At 70.3% G+C, this 17,652-nt stretch carries 18 protein-coding genes; 17 read left to right on the forward strand and 1 reads right to left on the reverse strand.

Annotated features, from left to right (window positions below):
- Positions 1-41: 41 nt before the first annotated feature.
- Genes LO931_RS11350 through LO931_RS11385 form a run of 8 tightly spaced genes read left to right on the forward strand, consistent with a single transcriptional unit; the run spans position 42 to position 11,235 of the window.
- Positions 42-1,304, forward strand: a complete 1,263-nt coding sequence (locus LO931_RS11350) for an ammonium transporter (protein ID WP_229053709.1) — start codon at positions 42-44, stop codon at positions 1,302-1,304.
- Between the two features lie 15 nt (positions 1,305-1,319).
- Positions 1,320-1,658: a P-II family nitrogen regulator gene (locus LO931_RS11355; protein ID WP_229053710.1), complete on the forward strand. Its 339-nt coding sequence runs from the start codon at positions 1,320-1,322 to the stop codon at positions 1,656-1,658.
- Positions 1,579-3,936, forward strand: a complete 2,358-nt coding sequence (locus LO931_RS11360) for a [protein-PII] uridylyltransferase (protein ID WP_255657902.1) — start codon at positions 1,579-1,581, stop codon at positions 3,934-3,936. Before LO931_RS11355 ends, LO931_RS11360 begins: the two co-directional genes overlap by 80 nt.
- A gap of 58 nt (positions 3,937-3,994) precedes the next feature.
- A complete protein-coding gene (gene ffh / locus LO931_RS11365) occupies positions 3,995-5,539 on the forward strand; it encodes a signal recognition particle protein (protein WP_229053712.1) in 1,545 nt (514 codons plus the stop codon).
- 60 nt (positions 5,540-5,599) lie between these two features.
- Positions 5,600-6,139: a gluconokinase gene (locus LO931_RS11370; RefSeq protein WP_229053713.1), complete on the forward strand. Its 540-nt coding sequence runs from the start codon at positions 5,600-5,602 to the stop codon at positions 6,137-6,139.
- Positions 6,136-7,518: a GntP family permease gene (locus LO931_RS11375; RefSeq protein WP_229053714.1), complete on the forward strand. Its 1,383-nt coding sequence runs from the start codon at positions 6,136-6,138 to the stop codon at positions 7,516-7,518. The genes LO931_RS11370 and LO931_RS11375 overlap by 4 nt, the downstream gene beginning before the upstream one ends.
- 52 nt (positions 7,519-7,570) lie before the next feature.
- A complete protein-coding gene (locus tag LO931_RS11380) occupies positions 7,571-9,304 on the forward strand; it encodes an ABC transporter ATP-binding protein (protein WP_229053715.1) in 1,734 nt (577 codons plus the stop codon).
- The gene (locus LO931_RS11385; protein ID WP_229053716.1) at positions 9,301-11,235 is read left to right on the forward strand and encodes an ABC transporter ATP-binding protein; all 1,935 of its coding nucleotides are present in this window, start codon (positions 9,301-9,303) and stop codon (positions 11,233-11,235) included. Before LO931_RS11380 ends, LO931_RS11385 begins: the two co-directional genes overlap by 4 nt.
- A gap of 12 nt (positions 11,236-11,247) precedes the next feature.
- Here LO931_RS11385 and LO931_RS11390 read toward each other — a convergent pair whose 3' ends face one another.
- The gene (locus tag LO931_RS11390; protein WP_229053717.1) at positions 11,248-11,604 is read right to left on the reverse strand and encodes an ArsC/Spx/MgsR family protein; all 357 of its coding nucleotides are present in this window, start codon (positions 11,602-11,604) and stop codon (positions 11,248-11,250) included.
- Between the two features lie 207 nt (positions 11,605-11,811).
- Here LO931_RS11390 and rpsP point away from each other — a divergent pair, with 207 nt between their 5' ends.
- From rpsP to LO931_RS11435, 9 genes are all read left to right on the forward strand, one after another.
- Positions 11,812-12,318 (forward strand): 30S ribosomal protein S16, encoded by a 507-nt coding sequence (rpsP, locus tag LO931_RS11395; RefSeq protein WP_229053718.1) that lies wholly within the window; start codon positions 11,812-11,814, stop codon positions 12,316-12,318.
- A gap of 2 nt (positions 12,319-12,320) precedes the next feature.
- Complete coding sequence (locus LO931_RS11400; RefSeq protein WP_229053719.1) at positions 12,321-12,569, forward strand: RNA-binding protein; 249 nt, start codon at positions 12,321-12,323, stop codon at positions 12,567-12,569.
- Between the two features lie 11 nt (positions 12,570-12,580).
- Positions 12,581-13,114 carry a ribosome maturation factor RimM gene (gene rimM / locus LO931_RS11405; protein WP_229053720.1) on the forward strand — a complete coding sequence of 178 codons (534 nt, stop codon included), beginning with the start codon at positions 12,581-12,583 and terminating at the stop codon, positions 13,112-13,114.
- A complete protein-coding gene (gene trmD / locus LO931_RS11410; protein ID WP_229053721.1) occupies positions 13,114-13,794 on the forward strand; it encodes a tRNA (guanosine(37)-N1)-methyltransferase TrmD in 681 nt (226 codons plus the stop codon). Before rimM ends, trmD begins: the two co-directional genes overlap by 1 nt.
- Positions 13,795-13,969: 175 nt before the next feature.
- Positions 13,970-15,223, forward strand: coding sequence for an ammonium transporter (locus LO931_RS11415; protein ID WP_229053722.1), 1,254 nt, complete (start codon positions 13,970-13,972; stop codon positions 15,221-15,223).
- 263 nt (positions 15,224-15,486) lie between these two features.
- Positions 15,487-15,837 (forward strand): 50S ribosomal protein L19, encoded by a 351-nt coding sequence (gene rplS / locus LO931_RS11420; RefSeq protein WP_229053723.1) that lies wholly within the window; start codon positions 15,487-15,489, stop codon positions 15,835-15,837.
- A 57-nt stretch (positions 15,838-15,894) separates the two neighbouring features.
- Complete coding sequence (gene lepB / locus LO931_RS11425) at positions 15,895-16,581, forward strand: signal peptidase I (RefSeq protein ID WP_229053724.1); 687 nt, start codon at positions 15,895-15,897, stop codon at positions 16,579-16,581.
- A 21-nt stretch (positions 16,582-16,602) separates the two neighbouring features.
- Positions 16,603-17,298 (forward strand): ribonuclease HII, encoded by a 696-nt coding sequence (locus tag LO931_RS11430; protein WP_229053725.1) that lies wholly within the window; start codon positions 16,603-16,605, stop codon positions 17,296-17,298.
- The gene (locus tag LO931_RS11435; protein ID WP_229053726.1) at positions 17,295-17,606 is read left to right on the forward strand and encodes a DUF2469 domain-containing protein; all 312 of its coding nucleotides are present in this window, start codon (positions 17,295-17,297) and stop codon (positions 17,604-17,606) included. The genes LO931_RS11430 and LO931_RS11435 overlap by 4 nt, the downstream gene beginning before the upstream one ends.
- Positions 17,607-17,652 lie beyond the last annotated feature (46 nt).

A 17,652-nucleotide genomic window follows, 5' to 3' on the forward strand; every position in this document is an offset into this window, starting at 1 on the left:
AGAGTCGCGTCACCTGACTCGATGTGGAAGTAGAGGGATCGATGGACGGCTACTACGCCTTCATGCTGGTCGCGACGGCACTCGTCCTGCTCATGACGGTGCCCGCCCTGGCGCTGTTCTACGGCGGCATGTCGCGCGCGAAGTCCGTGCTGAACATGCTGATGATGTCCTACGTCGCCGCGGCGGTCGTGGGCCTGGTCTACGTCCTGTGGGGCTGGTCGATGTCCTTCAGCGAGGACGAGCTGCTCGGTGGGCTCTTCTCGAACCCGTTCACGCACTTCGGTCTCAAGGGCGTCGAGGCCGGTGACCTGATCTACGTCTGCTTCCAGATGACGTTCGCGATCATCACCGCCGCGCTGATCTCGGGCGCGATCGCCGATCGCGTCAAGCTCTCGGCCTGGGTCGTGTTCCTGCCGATCTGGGTCACGCTCTGCTACTTCCCGCTGGCCCACATGGTCTTCGGCCTCGGCTACCTGCACTCGATCTTCCCGGCGCAGGACTACGCCGGCGGCACGGTCGTGCACATCAACGCGGGTGTCGCGGGCGGCGTGCTGGCCCTCATCATCGGCAAGCGTCTCGGCTTCGGCCGGGAGCCCATGAAGCCGCACAACCTGCCGCTCACGATGATCGGCGCCGGCCTGCTGTGGTTCGGCTGGTACGGCTTCAACGTCGGCTCGATCGTGTTCGTCGAAGGCGACGGCGGCGAGCTCGACACCGCTCAGTTCCTCACCGAGACCGGGGTGACGTTCCTCAACACGACCATCGCCACGATGGCGGCCCTGCTGGCCTGGCTGGCGGTCGAGAAGCTCCTGCACGGCAAGGCCTCCTCGCTCGGCGCGGCCTCCGGCATCGTCGCGGGCCTCGTGGCCATCACGCCGGCCTGTGGTGCGGTCGAGCCCGTCGGCGCCATCGCGATCGGTGCGATCTCCGGCGCGGTCTGCTCCTGGGCCGTCGGCCTGAAGTACAAGCTCGGCTTCGACGACTCCTTCGACGTCGTCGGCGTCCACCTCGTCGGCGGCATCATCGGCACCGTGCTGATCGGCCTGTTCTCCTCGGCGTCCGCGCCTGGCGGGATCGACGGACTGCTCTACGGTGGTGGACTGGGGTCGCTGGGCGACCAGGCGGGCGCCGCGGCCTTCGCGATCGTCTGGACCGGTGTCCTCACGGCCCTGATCGCCTTCGCGATCAAGTACACGATCGGCTGGCGGATCGACGAGGAGGACGAGGTCGAGGGCATCGACTTCGCCGAGCACGGAGAGTCCGCCTACGACATCGCCACGAACACCGGCAGCTCGCACTTCTGAGAATCGGAGCACAGGATGAAGCTCGTGACCGCGGTCATCAAGCCGCACAAGTGGGAAGAGGTCCGCGAGGCCCTCGCGTCGGCCGGCGTGGCGGGCATGACCGTCACCGAGGCCAGCGGCTACGGCCAGCAGAAGGGCCACACGGAGGTCTACCGCGGCGCGGAGTACGACGTCTCGCTGGTGCCGAAGATCCGCCTCGAGGTCGTCGTCGACGACGCCGACGTCGAGACCGTGGTCGGCACGATCACCTCGGCCGCCCAGACCGGCAAGATCGGTGACGGCAAGGTGTGGGTCATCCCGGTCGACTCGGTCGTGCGGGTCCGCACCGGCGAGACCGACGAAGCCGCTGTCTGACGGCGCGCGCGCGGACCTGCGGGCCGCGCGTCAGGACCGCACGCTCGATGTCGACCGGTGCGTGCGGTCGGCGTACAGCGCCCTCGTGCCGTCCGGGGGCGACGCGCGGATCGGATCCGGCGTGGCGGTCGTCGCGGTCGGGGGCTACGGCCGGGGTGAGCTGACGCCGTACGGCGACGTCGACGTCGTGCTGGTGCACGACGACGCGGTGCCGACCGCCGAGGTCGACCGGCTCGCCGAGGGTCTCTGGTATCCGCTGTGGGACCAGGGGCTCAAGCTCGACCACGCCGTGAGGTCGGCCTCCGGGATGAGGGAGGCGGCGCGCAGCGACTTCAAGGTCGCGATGGGCTGGCTCGACGCCCGCACCGTGGCGGGTGACACCGGCCTGGTGCTGCGGCTCCGCTCCGAGGTGCTCGCCGACTGGCGCGCCGGGGCGCGGACCACCGTCGAGGAGCTGCGGCTGGACCGCTCGCGCCGTGAGCAGCGGGCGGGCTGGCTCGCGTACGTGGCGGTGCCCGACCTCAAGGAGTCCGCCGGCGGCCTGCGTGACGCGGTCGTGCTGCGCGGGCTCGTCGCCACGTGGCTCGTGGACGCGCCCCTCGGCGAGGTCGAGTCGCTGCGCAGCGAGCTGCTCGACGTGCGCGACGTGCTGCATGCCGTCTCCGCACGGGCGACCGACCGACTCGACCCGCAGCTCGCCGAGGACGTCGCGGCCGAGCTCGGGGTCACCCGGGCCGAGCTGCAGGTCCGGGTCCGCGATGCCGGACGCCGGCTCGACCACGTCGGTCGCCTGACCTGGCGCCGCCTGCAGCAGACCTTGTCGCTCTCGGCGTCCCGCTCGCCGCGCGACGTGGCGCGGACGGCCCAGGTGGCGCCGGGTGTCGGGCGCGACGGTGACGAGGTCGCCGGCGAGATCGTCCTGACCGCGGGTGCCGATCCGGCCGACTCGGTCCTCGCGCTGCGCGCCGCGGCGACGGCGGCGCAGGCCGGTCTGCCGCTCAGCCCGACGACGGCCGCAGCCCTGGCCGCGGCGGCGCCCACGGCCTCGGCGACGGACACGCCGTGGGACGCGCGGGCCCGCCGCGCGCTGGTGGACCTGCTCACGGCCGGCCCCGGCCTCGTCGACGTCTGGCACGAGCTCGACGTGGTCGGACTGGTCGACCACTGGCTCCCCGAGTGGGCCGACATCCGCCTGCGGGGCTCGTCGTCGCCCGTGCACCGCTACACGATCGACCGGCACAGCATCGAGACCTGCGTCCAGGCCGGTGCTCACCTGCGAACCGTCGACCGTCCCGACCTGCTGACCGTCGCAGCGCTGCTGCACGACATCGGCAAGGGGCGGGAGGGTGACCACAGCGAGGTGGGGGAGCCCATGGCGCGCGACGTCGCGCTCCGCTGGGGGTTCACCGAGGGAGACGCCGAGGTCGTCGCCGCCCTCGTGCGATGGCACCTGCTGCTGCCCACGGTCGCCACGCGTCGCGACATCGAGGACCCGTCGACGGCCATGAACGTCGCCGAGATCGTGCGCACCGAGAGCTTCCTGGACCTGCTGGCCGCCCTGTCGCACGCCGATGGTGCAGCGACCAGCAGCGAGGCGCGCTCCCGCTGGCGTCGCGGCCTGATCGACGGCCTCGTCGAGAAGGTGCGGGTGGTCCTCACGGGTGAGGGCGACGTGAAGGTCGACGCCTACGAGGGCTGGCCGGACCAGCTGCCGTTCCCGTCGCTGACGGGAGTCGACGGGGTCCGGGTCGAGGTGGTCGAGCACCAGGGCGGCTCGCTCCTCACGATCGTGGCGCCCGACGCCCCCGGCCTGCTCGCCCGCCTCGCGGGGGCACTCGCGCTGGCCGGCATCGACCTGCACTCGCTGCGCACCGTCACGCGCGACGGGTTCGCGGTGTCGATGTGGGAGACGCCCCGGTCGGACGTCGACCGCCAGATCGTGGCCGACCGCGTGCGGCTCGTGCTGGCCGGCGACGTCGACCTCGACCTGCGGCTCGACCGGCCGGCCAAGGGCGACGACGACCCCCGCGTGCGCCTCGTGGCCCGTGCCAACCTGACCGCCACGATGCTGGAGGTCAGGGCCCTCGACCGCCGCGGACTCATCTACCTGGTCGCGCGGGCCGTGCACGCGTCCGGCGCCTCGATCCGCTCGGCCCACGTCAGCACGTTCGGGGCCGAGGTGCGCGACGTGTTCTACGTCGTCGACGACGCGGGTGACCCGCTGGACCCGGCGGCCTCCGAGCAGGTGCGGGGAGCCGTCGCGGACGCGTTGGCCTGACCCCCTCGGCTAGGCTGGGAGGGCTGTCCGACGATCCCGACCTTCCCTGAGGAACTCCGTGTTCGACTCTCTGCAAGACCGCCTGCAGTCCGCGTTCACGTCGCTGCGCGGCAAGGGCAAGCTGAGCCCGGCCGACATCGACGCGACCGTGCGCGAGATCCGCCTCGCCCTGCTCGAGGCCGACGTCGCCGTCCCGGTGGTCCGCGACTTCGTCGCCTCGGTCACCGAGCGGGCCAACGGGGTCGAGGTCAGCAAGGCGCTCAACCCCGCGCAGCAGGTCATCAAGATCGTCAACGACGAGCTCGTCACGATCCTCGGCGGCGAGACCCGTCGCGTCCGGTTCGCGAAGACCGCGCCGACCGTGATCATGCTCGCCGGCCTCCAGGGCGCGGGCAAGACGACCCTCGCGGGCAAGCTCGGTCGGTGGCTCAAGGACAACGGCCACAGCCCCATGCTCGTCGCCTGCGACCTGCAGCGACCCAACGCCGTCCAGCAGCTCGAGGTCGTCGGCCAGCAGGCCGGGGTCACCGTGTTCTCGCCCGAGCCGGGCAACGGCGTCGGCAACCCCGTGCAGGTCGCCACGGCCTCGATCGCCGAGGCGCGCCGCACCCTGCACGACGTCGTCGTGGTCGACACCGCCGGCCGCCTCGGCATCGACGCCGAGCTCATGAAGCAGGCGTCCGACATCCGCGACGCGGTCGACCCGGACGAGGTCCTGTTCGTCATCGACTCGATGACCGGTCAGGACGCCGTGCAGACCGCGCAGGCGTTCGCCGACGGCGTCGACTTCACCGGTGTCGTCCTGACGAAGCTCGACGGCGACGCCCGAGGCGGCGCGGCGCTCTCGGTGCGACAGGTCACCGGCCGGCCCATCATGTTCGCCTCGTCGGGCGAGAAGCTGACCGACTTCGACGTCTTCCACCCCGACCGCATGGCCTCGCGCATCCTCGACATGGGCGACGTCATGACGCTCATCGAGCAGGCCGAGAAGGCCTTCGACGCCGACGAGGCCGCCAAGGCGGCCGAGAAGCTCGCAGGCGGCGCGTTCACCCTCAACGACTTCCTCGCGCAGCTCGAGGCCATCTCCAAGATGGGCTCGATGAGCAAGATGCTCGGCATGCTGCCGGGCATGGGTCAGTTCAAGGACCAGATCGCGGCCCTGGACGACAAGGAGCTCGGCAAGATCAAGGCGATCATCCTGTCGATGACGCCGAAGGAGCGCGAGAACCCGAAGATCATCGACGGCTCGCGCCGCGCCCGCATCGCGGCCGGATCCGGCCGTCAGGTCAGCGACGTCAACCAGCTCGTCTCCCGCTTCGCCGACGCGTCCAAGATGATGCAGCAGATGGCCAAGGGGGGCGGCGTCCCCGGCATGCCCGGCATGCAGGGACTCCCGGGCATGCCCGGCAAGCGAGCCGGCGCCCGTCAGAAGCCGCAGCAGAAGAAGAAGGGCAAGCGCACCTCCGGCAACCCGGCCAAGCGCGCGGCCGAGGCGCAGGGCAAGCCGGCTCCCTCGCAGGGCGGCGGTGCAGGTGCCTTCGGCTTCGGCCAGGGCGGCGACACCGACTTCGAGCTCCCCAAGGAGCTCAAGGACCTGCTGTAGGGCTCGCAGGGTGCGCCTCCCGCGATGCCGATCGGCCGGAGCGGGCGTAACGTCCGGGCCATGGGTGACAACGCCGTCGAGGTCCGACCCCTCGTCGTGGCCATGGGGATCTCGGGCACCGGCAAGTCCGCCGTGGGTCGCGCGGTCGCCGACCGGCTCGGCCTGCCGTACGCCGACGGCGACGACTACCACCCCCGGTCGAACATCGAGAAGATGTCCGCCGGCACGCCCCTGACCGACGAGGACCGGTGGCCGTGGCTCGAGCTCGTCGCGGGCTGGCTCACCGAGCACGCCGACAGCGGTGGGGTCATCAGCTGCTCGGCCCTGAAGCGCTCGTACCGCGACGTCCTGCGTCGCGGGGCGGAGGGAGTTCTCTTCCTGCACCTCGAGGGTGACCACGACCTGATCCAGGAACGCATGGAGAAGCGCGACCACTTCATGCCGGCCACCCTGCTGGAGTCGCAGGAGCGCACCCTCGAGCCGCTCGAGGACGACGAGCGCGGGTGGTCGTTCGACATCGCGCCGCCGATCGAGCAGATCGTCGATGAGTTCGTGGAGCGCGCCGGGCTGTCGGCGCTCGAGCCCGAGGAGACACCGTGAACAGCTCGTCCTTCGTCGCCGCCACCGGGGATCCGGTCGAGGCCGTCGCCGGCACCGGCGTGCTGCTCACCGCAGCGCTCATCGGCATCGCCGTGCTCGTGCTGCTCATCACCTGGTTCAAGCTGCACCCGTTCCTCGCGCTGACGCTCGGCTCGCTCGTCGTCGGTGCCATCGCCGGACGCGAGATGCTCGACGTCGTCGCGAGCTTCAGCACGGGCGTCGGCGACACGGTCAAGGGTGTCGGCGTGCTGATCGCCCTCGGCGCGATGTTCGGCAAGCTCTTGGCCGACTCCGGGGGAGCGGACCGCATCGTCGACACGATCGTGGGGCGCTCGAGCCCCCGGATGCTGCCGTGGTCGATGGCCGCGATCGGCGCCATCATCGGCCTGCCGATGTTCTTCGAGATCGGCCTCGTGCTTCTGATGCCGGTGATCTTCCTCGTGGCCAAGCGCGCGGAGCGGTCGGTCATCGCCCTCGGCATCCCGGCGCTCGCCGGCCTGTCCGCGATGCACGGCTTCGTGCCGCCGCACCCCGGCCCCCTCGCGGCGATCGACGCGCTCAAGGCCGACCTCGGCATCACGCTGGGCCTCGGCATCCTCGTGGCGGTCCCGACCATCGTGGTCGCCGGCCCCGTCTTCGCGCGGTTCGCCGACCGGTGGGTGCCGGTGCCGGCCGGGGACCTCTTCGAGCCCGAGACCAGCACGCGGGAGCGCCGCCCGAGCTTCGGCGTCACGCTCGCCACCGTGCTGCTGCCGGTCGTGCTGATGATGGGCAAGGCGCTCGCCGACCTGCTCGTCGACGACGGCACGACGACCCGGGCCGTGCTCGACTTCATCGGCGAGCCGTTCGTGGCGCTGCTGATCGCCGTGATCGTCGCGATCTTCACCCTCGGCCGCGGCTCCGGCATGGGCCGCGACGACGTCGCGACGGTCCTCAACAACGCGCTGCCGCCGATCGCCGGCATCATCCTGATCGTCGGCGCCGGCGGCGGCTTCAAGCAGACCCTGGTCGACACCGGCATCGCCGAGGTGATGGCCGACTTCGTGCGCGACTCGGGCGTCTCGGTGCTGCTGCTCGCCTGGCTCGTCGCGGTGCTGATCCGCGTCGCGACCGGCTCGGCGACGGTCGCCACGATCACCGCCGCCGGCATCATGGCGCCCGTCGCGGGCGACCTGGCCGGCGTGGAGGTCTCGCTCCTGGTGCTCGCGATCGGCGCGGGCTCGGTCTTCTTCTCCCACGTCAACGACGCGGGGTTCTGGCTCGTCAAGGAGTACTTCGGGCTCACGGTCGGCCAGACGATCAAGACCTGGTCGATCATGGAGACCGTGCTCTCGGTGACGGGCCTGGTCGTGGTGCTCGGCATCGACCTGGTCGTCTAGCGGCCTTGGTGCTAGCGGCCTGGGTGTGGGCAGAGGGTTGTAACGTGCAACGGTGCTCGTCCCGCTGCTCCGCCGCTACCTGGCCCCCTACCGGGCGTCGCTCCTGGTGGTGCTCGTCCTGCAGCTCGCGCAGACCGTCGCGAGCCTCTACCTCCCCAGCCTGAACGCCGACATCATCGACCGTGGCGTCGTGGAGGGCGACACGGACCTGATCTGGCGCCTGGGCGGCACGATGCTCGCGGTCACGCTGCTGCAGGTCGTCGCGACCGTCGCCGCCGTGTACGTCGGCGCTCGCGTCGCGATGGCGCTCGGACGCGACCTGCGCGCCGCGCTGTTCGACCGGGTCGAGACCTTCGCGGCCCGCGAGATGGCCGAGCTGGGGGCCCCGACCCTCATCACCCGCTCCACGGTCGACGTCCAGCAGGTGCAGCTGCTCGGCTTCATGCTGCTGACGATGTTCGTGACCGCGCCGATCATGGCGGTCGGCGGACTCGTGATGGCGCTGCGCGAGGACGTCGTGATGTCGGGACTGCTGGTCGTGGTGATCCCGGCGCTCGTCCTCAGCATCGGCCTGGTCATCCGCCAGATGCGTCCGCTGTTCCGCCTCATGCAGGGACGCGTCGACCGCATCAACGGGGTCATGCGCGAGCAGATCATGGGCATCCGGGTGATCCGCGCCTTCGTCAAGGAGGACGAGGAGACGGCGCGCTTCGCCGACGCCAACGCCGAGTACCGCGACGTCGCGGTCGCCGCCGGACGCCTCATGTCGACGATGTTCCCGATCGTCATGCTCGTCATGAACCTCTCGGTCGCCCTCGCCACCTGGCTGGGCGGCTACCGCATCGGCAACGGCGACCTGCAGATCGGCACGTTGACGGCGTTCCAGAACTACCTGGTCCTCATCCTCATGTCGGTCATGATGGCGACGTTCATCTTCATGCTGTGGCCGCGCGCCGAGGTCTCGGCCGAGCGCATCACCGAGGTGCTCGAGACCGAGCCGAGCGTGCTCGGCGCGGCGGACGCGGAGCCCGTGACCCTGTCGCGCGGCCGCGTCGACATCCGCGGCGCCTCCTTCGGGTATCCGGGGGCCGAGCAGGACGTGCTGCAGCAGATCGACCTGGTGGCCCGCCCTGGCGAGACGACGGCGATCATCGGCTCCACCGGCAGCGGCAAGACCACGCTGCTCGGACTCGTGGCGCGGCTGTTCGACGCGACGGGCGGCACGGTCGAGATCGACGGTCACGACCTGCGCACCCTGCGGCTCGAGGACGTGTGGGCGGCGATCGGGCTCGTGCCGCAGAAGCCGCTGCTGTTCTCCGGGACCGTCGCCTCCAACCTGCGCTACGGCCGGCCCGACGCGACCGACGAGGAGCTGTGGGAGGCACTCGAGATCGCGCAGGCCCGCGACTTCGTCGAGAAGCGCCCCGAGGGGTTGGCCACGCCGATCTCCCAGGGCGGCTCCAACGTCTCGGGCGGCCAGCGGCAGCGACTCGCGATCGCCCGTGCGGTCGTGAAGCGACCGGCCGTGTACCTGTTCGACGACTCGTTCTCGGCCCTCGACTACGGCACCGACGCCGCGCTCCGCGCCGCGCTGCGACCGGTGACGGCGGAGTCAGCCGTGCTCGTGGTGGCCCAGCGGGTCAGCACGATCCGCCAGGCCGACCGCATCGTCGTGCTGGACGAGGGCAGGGTCGCCGGCACGGGAACCCACGCCGAGCTCATGCAGACCTGCACGGTCTATCGCGAGATCGTGCTCTCGCAGCTGACCGAGGAGGAGGCGTCATGAGCAACCGACAGGCCGCTCCTCCGATGCGCGGACCCGGAGCCGGCATGGCCCCACCCGCGCAGAAGGCCACGCAGTTCGGCCCCACCTTCCGTCGCCTCGTCACGCGACTGCTGGCCAACCGCCTCGCGGCCGGCTCGATCCTCGCCTTCGGTGTCGTGGGCACCGCCCTGGCGGTCGTCGGGCCCCGCGTGCTCGGCCACGCGACCGACATCGTCTTCACGGGCTACCTGTCGAACCAGTTCCCCTCCGGTGCGAGCAAGTCGGAGGTCGTCGCCGGCCTGCGGGCCGACGGCAACGACCAGCTCGCCTCGCTCGTCTCGTCGGTCGACCTGCGTCCCGGCGAAGGCATCGACCACGGCGCCCTGGCGCTCGTGCTGATCCTCGTGATGGTGCTCCACACGATCGGCGCCGGGTTCATGTACCTGCAGGGCCGCACCACGACGACCGTCGTGCAGCACATGGTCGCCGACCTGCGTGACGAGGTCGAGGCCAAGCTCCACCGCGTGCCGCTGGCCTACCTCGACCGGTCCGAGCGCGGCGAGATCCTCTCGCGCACCACGAACGACATCGACAACGTCGCCCAGTCGCTGCAGCAGGCGATCTCCCAGTTCCTGGGAAGTGTGCTGATGATGGTGGGCACGCTCGTCATGATGGTGACGATCTCGCCGCTCCTCGCCCTGATCGCGGTCGTGACCATCCCGGTCGTCGCCGTCGTCATGCGGTTCGTGGCCAAGCGGTCGCAGCCGCACTTCGTCGCGCAGTGGGGCGCGACGGGTCGCCTCAACGGTCACGTCGAGGAGGTCTTCACGGGCCACGACGTCGTGAAGGTGTTCGGCCGCCAGGCCGAGGCGCGCGAGACGTTCCGGCGGCACAACGACGACCTGTTCGACGCCGCGTTCAAGGCGCAGTTCCTCAGCGGTGCGCTGCAGCCGCTGATGATGTTCGTGTCGAACCTCAACTACGTCCTGGTGGCGGTCGTGGGTGGTCTGCGGGTCGCGTCGGGCACGCTCAGCATCGGCGAGGTGCAGGCCTTCATCCAGTACTCGCGGCAGTTCACCCAGCCGCTCGCGCAGATCGCGGCCCTGGTCAACCTGGTGCAGTCGGGCGTCGCGTCGGCCGAGCGCGTCTTCGAGCTGCTCGACGAGGCCGAGGAGTCCCCGGAGCCGGCGGACGCCCCGTTCCCGTCGCCGGTGCGCGGCCGGGTGGCCTTCGAGGACGTGACGTTCGCCTACGACCCGGCCGAGCCGCTCATCTCCGGGCTCGACCTCACCGCCGACCCGGGTCAGACCGTCGCCATCGTCGGGCCCACCGGCGCCGGCAAGACCACGCTCACGAACCTGCTGCTGCGGTTCTACGAGCTCGACGGGGGCCGCATCACCCTCGACGGCGTCGACCTCGCGGCGATGGACCGGCACGCGCTGCGCGACCAGTTCGGTGTCGTGCTGCAGGACACCTGGCTGTTCGCCGGGACGATCCGCGAGAACATCGCCTACGGCGCGGAGGACGCCTCCGAGGAGGACGTCGTGCGCGCCGCGGAGGCCGCGTCGGTCGACCACTTCGTGCGCACGCTGCCCGACGGCTACGACACGCACATCGACGACATGGGCTCCAACATCAGCGCCGGGCAGCGCCAGCTGCTCACGATCGCGCGCGCGTTCCTCGCCGATCCGGCGATCCTCGTGCTCGACGAGGCCACGAGCTCGGTCGACACCCGCACCGAGTCACTCGTGCAGCAGGCCATGGAGCGTCTCCGGTCGGGTCGCACCAGCTTCGTCATCGCGCACCGGCTCTCGACCATCCGCGACGCCGACCACATCGTGGTCATGGCCGACGGCCACATCGTCGAGCAGGGCACCCACGACTCCTTGCGCGCGGCCGGCGGGGCGTACGAGCGGCTGTACGCGGCCCAGTTCGCAGCGCCTGTCGAGTAGGGGAGGTCGCTGCTACCCCTGCAGGAACGGGGCGACGCGCGACTTCGGGCGGCCGATGATCGCCCGGTCGCCGCGCACGAGCACGGGCCGCTCCATCAGACGCGGGTGCTCGACCAGCAGGTCGGCCACGGCCTCGGGCGACGTGTAGTCGTCGGCGCTGAGTCCCTGGTCGCGGAAGAAGGAGTCCTTGCGCACCAGGTCGGCGGGGGAGTCCTCGAGCTTCGCGACCAGCTCGAGGAGCTGCTCCCGTGTCAGGGGTGTCTTGAGGTACTGCACGACCTCGACGTCGGCGCCGACCTCCTCGGCCACCGTCAGGGCGTGGCGGGAGGTGGAGCACTGGGCGTGGTGCAGGACGGTCACGTCGCTCATGGGGTCCATGGTGCCAGCCCCTGGCGCCCGGCCGTGTGGCGACTTGGAGGCCCGCGCGGACGCGTGGCACAATGTCTCCTTGTGTCCGAAGGACGGTGAGGACCCTCTCACCCGAACCGACCTCGGCCCCTCGACTCACCCGACGTGTGTGTTCCCCACCCGCGACGGACGTCCACTCATACCGAGCACCAAGGAGACACCACAACCGTGGCCGTCAAGATTCGTCTGAAGCGCATGGGCAAGATCCGCGCCCCGTTCTACCGCATCGTCATCGCCGACTCGCGCACCAAGCGCGACGGTCGCGTGATCGAGGAGATCGGCACCTACAACCCCAAGACCGAGCCGTCGACGATCAACGTCAACTCCGAGCGCGCGCAGTACTGGCTCGGCGTCGGCGCGCAGCCGACCGAGTCGGTCGCGGCGATCCTCAAGATCACCGGCGACATCGGTGGCACCTCCACCCTGAAGTCGCCCGAGGCGAAGGCCGACAAGGCCCTCGCGTTCGACGCCGCGCTGAAGGAGCTCCACGCGGAGCCCAAGGCCGACGCGACCACGAAGAAGGCCGCCGCCAAGAAGGCCGACAAGGCTGAGAAGGCCGAGAAGGTCGAGGAGCCCAAGGCCGAGGAGCCCGCCGAGGCTGCTGCCGAGGAGACCCCCGCCGAGGAGCCCACGGCCGAGGAGCCCGCCGCCGACGACAAGCCCGCCGAGGCCTGATCGTGGCTGCACCCATCGTCGAGGTCATCGAGCACCTCGTGGCCGGCATCGTCGCTCACCCCGACGAGGTCGACGTGCGAGCCAAGCAGACCCGACGTGGTGACCTCTTCGAGGTGCGCGTCAACGCCGAGGACCTCGGCAAGGTCATCGGACGCCAGGGCCGCACGGCCTCGGCGATCCGTACCGTGACCGCCGCGGTCGCCGGCGACGCCGCCCGCATCGACTTCGTCGACGTCGACCGACGTCGCTGAGGTCTGAGTCGATGACCGTCTCGGTGGTCGTCGGCCGCATCGGCCGGGCCCACGGCATCCGTGGTGAGCTGGCCGTCGACGTCCGCACGGACGAGCCCGAGCGCCGCCTGGCGCCGGGCTCGTCCGTCGTCGCGTCCGGGGGACGCACGCTGACCATCGCCGCCACGCGGCAGCAGGGCAGCAAGCTCGTCGTGCGCTTCGCCGAGGTGCCTGACCGCAACGACGCCGAGACCCTGCACGGACAGGTGCTGGAGTCGGTCGTCGACGAGGCCGACGTGCCCGACGACGACGCCTACTACGACCGGCAGCTCGTCGGCCTCGCCGTGCGCGTCGGCAGCGCCGACGGCCCCGCCATCGGCGCGGTCGTCCGCGTCGACCACCTGCCGAGCCAGGACCTCCTGGTCGTCGACGTCGACGGCGCGGAGGTGCTCGTGCCGTTCGTGACGGCGCTCGTGCCGGAGGTCGACCTCGACGCCGGCCACCTGGTCGTCGTCGACCGGCCCGGCCTGCTCGACCCGGGTGCCGCGGAGGTCGTGGAGACCTGATGCGCATCGACGTCGTCACGATCTTCCCCGACTACCTCGCTCCGCTCGACCTGTCCCTGCCGGGCAAGGCTCGCGAGCGCGGACTGATCGAGCTCGGTGTCCACGACCTGCGGCAGTGGGCGACCGACCGCCACCACACGGTCGACGACACCCCCTACGGCGGGGGAGCGGGCATGGTCATGAAGCCCGAGCCCTGGGGACAGGCGCTCGACGCCGTCACGACCGACGACTGCGTCGTCCTCGTGCCCACCCCGTCGGGACGCCCCTTCCGCCAGGCCGACGCCGAGCGACTGAGCCATGAGCATCACCTGGTGTTCGCGTGCGGACGGTACGAGGGCATCGACCAGCGGGTCATCGACGAGGCCGGCACGCGGTGGCGCGTCGAGGAGGTCTCGCTGGGCGACTTCGTGCTCAACGGGGGAGAGGTCGCCGCGCTCGCGGTGATCGAGGCCGTCGTGCGCCTGCTGCCGGGCTTCATGGGCAACCCGGAGTCGATCGCCGAGGAGTCGCACGGCACCGACGGCCTGCTGGAGTACCCCGTCTACACCAAGCCGGCCACCTGGCGCGGGCGTGACGTGCCCGAGGTCCTCCTGTCCGGCCACCACGGCCACGTCGCCGCCTGGCGCCGGGAGCAGTCGCTGGAGCGGACGCGCGAGCGTCGCCCCGACCTCCTGCCTTGACGCGCCGTCACCGCCCGGCGTTACCTCCTGTTCACACAGGTTCGGATGTCGTAACACCAGCGTGATGCTGAGGCAAGCCTGAGGGAATCTCGCGCCGCCAGACTGACGGCGCAGTGAGAGCAGCAAGGACGCTGCCCTGACGATGGCTCTCCCCCAATAGGCAAATGAGGTTGAAATGTCAGTCGATCTTTCCTGGCAGCTGATCTGCACGGCTCTCGTGCTCTTTATGACACCAGGACTCGCGTTCTTCTACGGCGGACTGGTCAAGGCCAAGTCCGTGGTGTCGATGATGATGCTGAGCTTCGGCTCGATCGCGGTCGTCACGGTCCTCTACGTGCTCTACGGCGGCACCGGCATCGCCGGCAACGGCACGAGCGGCGGCAGCGAGTACTTCGGCAACCCGTTCGAGGACTTCGGCATGACCGACCTCGTGACGTCGGCCGGCAGCGGCGACGCCGGCAACCTCTTCGGTGGCCACGCCTTCCTCGTCGCGTTCTGCATCATCACGGTGGCCCTCGTCTCGGGCGCCGTCGCCGACCGTGCGCGGTTCTGGCCCTGGATGCTCTTCGCGGCCCTGTTCGCGACCTTCGTCGTGTTCCCGACGTTCCGCTGGCTCTTCGGCGTCGACGCCGACGGCAACTTCTACGGCTGGCTCGCCAACGACGTCTTCGGCTTCGGCGCTGCGCTCGACTGGGCCGGCGGCACGATCATCCACCAGTCCGCGGGTGCTGCTGCCCTGGCGCTGGCGCTGGTGCTCGGCAAGCGCAAGGTCGGCTTCTCCAAGGAGGAGTCGAAGCCGCACAACGTGCCGCTCGTGCTCATCGGTGCCGCGATCCTGTGGTTCGGCTGGTTCGGCTTCAACACCGGCGTCTACGGCGCCGACGAGGGCCAGACCTCGCTGATCTTCTTCAACACGCTGATCACCCCGGCCGCCGCGCTGATCGGCTGGATCGTCGTCGAGACCTTCCGTGACGGCAAGGCCACCGCGGTCGGCGCCGCCTCGGGCGTCGTCACCGGTCTCGTCGCCATCACGCCGGCCTGCGCCTTCCTGACCCCCGTCTGGGCCCTCGTGCTCGGCGTCGTCTCGGGTGTCGTCTGCGCCCTCGCGGTCGACCTGAAGTTCAAGCTCGGCTTCGACGACACGCTCGACGTCGTCGGCATCCACCTGGTCGCCGGCTTCATCGGCTGTGTCTACATCGGCTTCTTCGGCTCGGAGACGCTCACGGGTGGCAGCCTGTTCTTCGGTGGCGAGACGGACCTGCTGATCGCCCAGATCCTGTCCTCGCTCACGATCATCGTGTTCTCGTTCGTCGTCGCCTACATCATCGGCTTCGCGATCGAGAAGACGATCGGCTTCCGCGCCAAGGAGGAGGACGAGATCGCCGGCATCGACACGGTGCTGCACGGCGAGGGCTACGCCTTCGACTGACCCCACACACCTGAACGGGCTCGGGCCCGATCTGGATCAGGAACGCCCGTCGGACACGCTCCGGCGGGCGTTCCGCCGTCCACCCGCAGGACGCCCCGATTTCTCCGGGAACGCTGCGGTGTGGCAACATTGACCCTCGGCGTGGTCGCCTCTGCCACAGGGGTCGCGACCACTCACGCCGACCTCCCTCTCGCCACCAGCGCGAGAGGCGACCATCTTCTGACCGACCGTCGGTGACCTGTGGCACCCACGAGGAGCACATCATGACCAACATCGTCGACCAGCTCGCCGCGGAGTCCCGCCGCGACGACGTCCCCGACTTCCGCGCCGGCGACACCCTCAAGGTGAACGTCAAGGTCGTCGAGGGCAACCGCTCCCGCGTCCAGGTCTTCCAGGGCGTCTGCATCAAGGTGCAGGGCTCGGGCATCGGCCGCACCTTCACGGTCCGCAAGGTCAGCTTCGGCGTCGGCGTCGAGCGCACCTTCCCGCTCCACACCCCGATCATCGAGTCGATCGAGGTCGCCACCCGCGGCGACGTGCGCCGCGCGAAGCTCTACTACCTGCGCAACCTTCGCGGCAAGGCCGCGAAGATCAAGGAGAAGCGCGACATCTGATCGCGCAGAGCGTGTGTCACGGGGCGGGCCTTCGGCCCGCCCCGTTACGCTTCCCCGGTGGCCACGAGCAAAGAGCACCGTCAGCGGCGCGGTCTGCCGATCTGGCAGGAGTCCCTGCTCCTGGTCGCGATCGCCACCGTCATGGCGATCGTGGTCAAGTCGTTCTTCCTCCAGGCGTTCTACATCCCGTCGGAGTCGATGCAGCCCACGCTGCTGGTCAACGACAAGCTCCTCGTCCAGAAGGTCTCCCTCTGGACCGGTGAGCCCGAGCGCGGCGACATCGTCGTCTTCGACGATCCCGGGGGATGGCTGGCCGGTCAGGTCGAGCCGTCCGACCCGAACTTCGTGCAGAAGGGGCTCGAGACGATCGGTCTCTTCCCCACCGGCAACCACCTGATCAAGCGCGTCATCGGTGTCGGCGGCGACCACGTGCAGTGCTGCGACGGCAGCGGCCGCCTCATCGTCAACGGCCAGCCGATCGACGAGCCGTACGTGCTCGACCCGACCGTCATCCGCAATCGCGAGTTCGACGTCGTCGTCAAGGACGGCTACCTCTGGGTCATGGGCGACAACCGTGACAACTCGGCCGACTCGGTCGCCCACCTGGGCGACCCGGGCGGCGGCCAGGTGCAGGTCGACGACGTCGTGGGCATCGCCTGGGTCCGGGTGTGGCCGCTCAATCGCCTCGGGGGACTCGGCGACGTCGACGCGTTCGACGACGTGCCCGACTCCCCGCCGAGCTGACCGGGGCGAGGCTGACCCGCGATGACGACCCGTCTGCGTGGACGCACGATCCGTCGTGACGCCGGCCTGTACGGCTACGAGCGCGCCCTCGAGCGGCGCGGCCTGACCCCCGTCGCCGGTGTCGACGAGGCAGGGCGTGGCGCCTGTGCCGGCCCCCTGGTGGCAGCGGCCGTGGTCCTCGACCGCGAGATCCCCGGGCTGGCCGACTCCAAGCTGCTGACCGCTGCGCGGCGCGAGCGTTGCTACGAGCTCGTCCTCGAGCGCGCCGTGGACGTCGCCGTGGTCGTGATCTCGCCGCAGGACTGCGACCGCATGGGCATCCAGCCCGCCAACATCGAGGCGCTGCGTCGCGCCCTCGCCCGGCTGCACGTGCGCCCGGGCTACGTGCTGACCGACGGGTTTCCGGTCGACGGTCTCGGCGTGCCGGGGCTCGCGATGTGGAAGGGCGACAGGGTCGCCGCCTCGATCGCTGCGGCCTCGGTGGTTGCGAAGGTCACCCGGGACGCGCTCATGGTCGACCTCCACGAGCAGTACCCGCACTACGAGTTCGAGACGCACAAGGGGTACAACACGGCGCTGCACGAGGCGGCGCTGCAGCAGCACGGTCCCTGCCCCGTGCACCGCGCCACCTGGGCCAACGTGCGAGCGTTGACCCAGGCGCAGACCCAGACCACCACGACCGGGACCGTCCAGAACGAGCAGGGGAGCCAGACATGAGCACCGAGGACCTGGAGCGGTTCGAGGCCGAGGCCGAGCTGGCGCTGTACCGCGAGTACCGCGACGTCGTGAAGATCTTCAAGTACGTCGTCGAGACCGACCGGCGCTTCTACCTCTGCAACGCGGTCGACGTGAAGGTGCGCTCCGAGACGGGCGACGCCTACTTCGAGGTCACGCTGACCGACGCGTGGGTGTGGGACATCTACCGTCCCGCGCGCTTCGCGAAGCAGGTCAAGGTCCTGACGTTCAAGGACGTCAACGTCGAGGAGCTCCAGGACTCCGACTTCAAGGTGCCGCCCAACTCCTAGTCCGCGATGCTCGTCCTCCACAGGGCTCGGGCGTCCACAGCGCCGT

Source organism: Aeromicrobium sp. Leaf350 (genome assembly GCF_916858655.1).
In the GTDB taxonomy this organism is placed as follows: domain Bacteria; phylum Actinomycetota; class Actinomycetes; order Propionibacteriales; family Nocardioidaceae; genus Aeromicrobium.

What these genes read in the sequence shown, in the direction of transcription:
- LO931_RS11350 (WP_229053709.1), top strand. Translation starts at nt 42, where the DNA reads ATGGACGGCTACTACGCCTTCATGCTGGTCGCGACGGCACTCGTCCTG.
- rplS (WP_229053723.1), top strand. Translation starts at nt 15,487, where the DNA reads ATGACCAACATCGTCGACCAGCTCGCCGCGGAGTCCCGCCGCGACGAC.
- trmD (WP_229053721.1), top strand. Translation starts at nt 13,114, where the DNA reads ATGCGCATCGACGTCGTCACGATCTTCCCCGACTACCTCGCTCCGCTC.
- rimM (WP_229053720.1), top strand. Translation starts at nt 12,581, where the DNA reads ATGACCGTCTCGGTGGTCGTCGGCCGCATCGGCCGGGCCCACGGCATC.
- LO931_RS11370 (WP_229053713.1), top strand. Translation starts at nt 5,600, where the DNA reads ATGGGTGACAACGCCGTCGAGGTCCGACCCCTCGTCGTGGCCATGGGG.
- LO931_RS11415 (WP_229053722.1), top strand. Translation starts at nt 13,970, where the DNA reads ATGTCAGTCGATCTTTCCTGGCAGCTGATCTGCACGGCTCTCGTGCTC.
- LO931_RS11355 (WP_229053710.1), top strand. Translation starts at nt 1,320, where the DNA reads ATGAAGCTCGTGACCGCGGTCATCAAGCCGCACAAGTGGGAAGAGGTC.
- LO931_RS11430 (WP_229053725.1), top strand. Translation starts at nt 16,603, where the DNA reads ATGACGACCCGTCTGCGTGGACGCACGATCCGTCGTGACGCCGGCCTG.
- LO931_RS11385 (WP_229053716.1), top strand. Translation starts at nt 9,301, where the DNA reads ATGAGCAACCGACAGGCCGCTCCTCCGATGCGCGGACCCGGAGCCGGC.
- LO931_RS11390 (WP_229053717.1), bottom strand. Translation starts at nt 11,604, where the DNA reads ATGAGCGACGTGACCGTCCTGCACCACGCCCAGTGCTCCACCTCCCGC.
- LO931_RS11435 (WP_229053726.1), top strand. Translation starts at nt 17,295, where the DNA reads ATGAGCACCGAGGACCTGGAGCGGTTCGAGGCCGAGGCCGAGCTGGCG.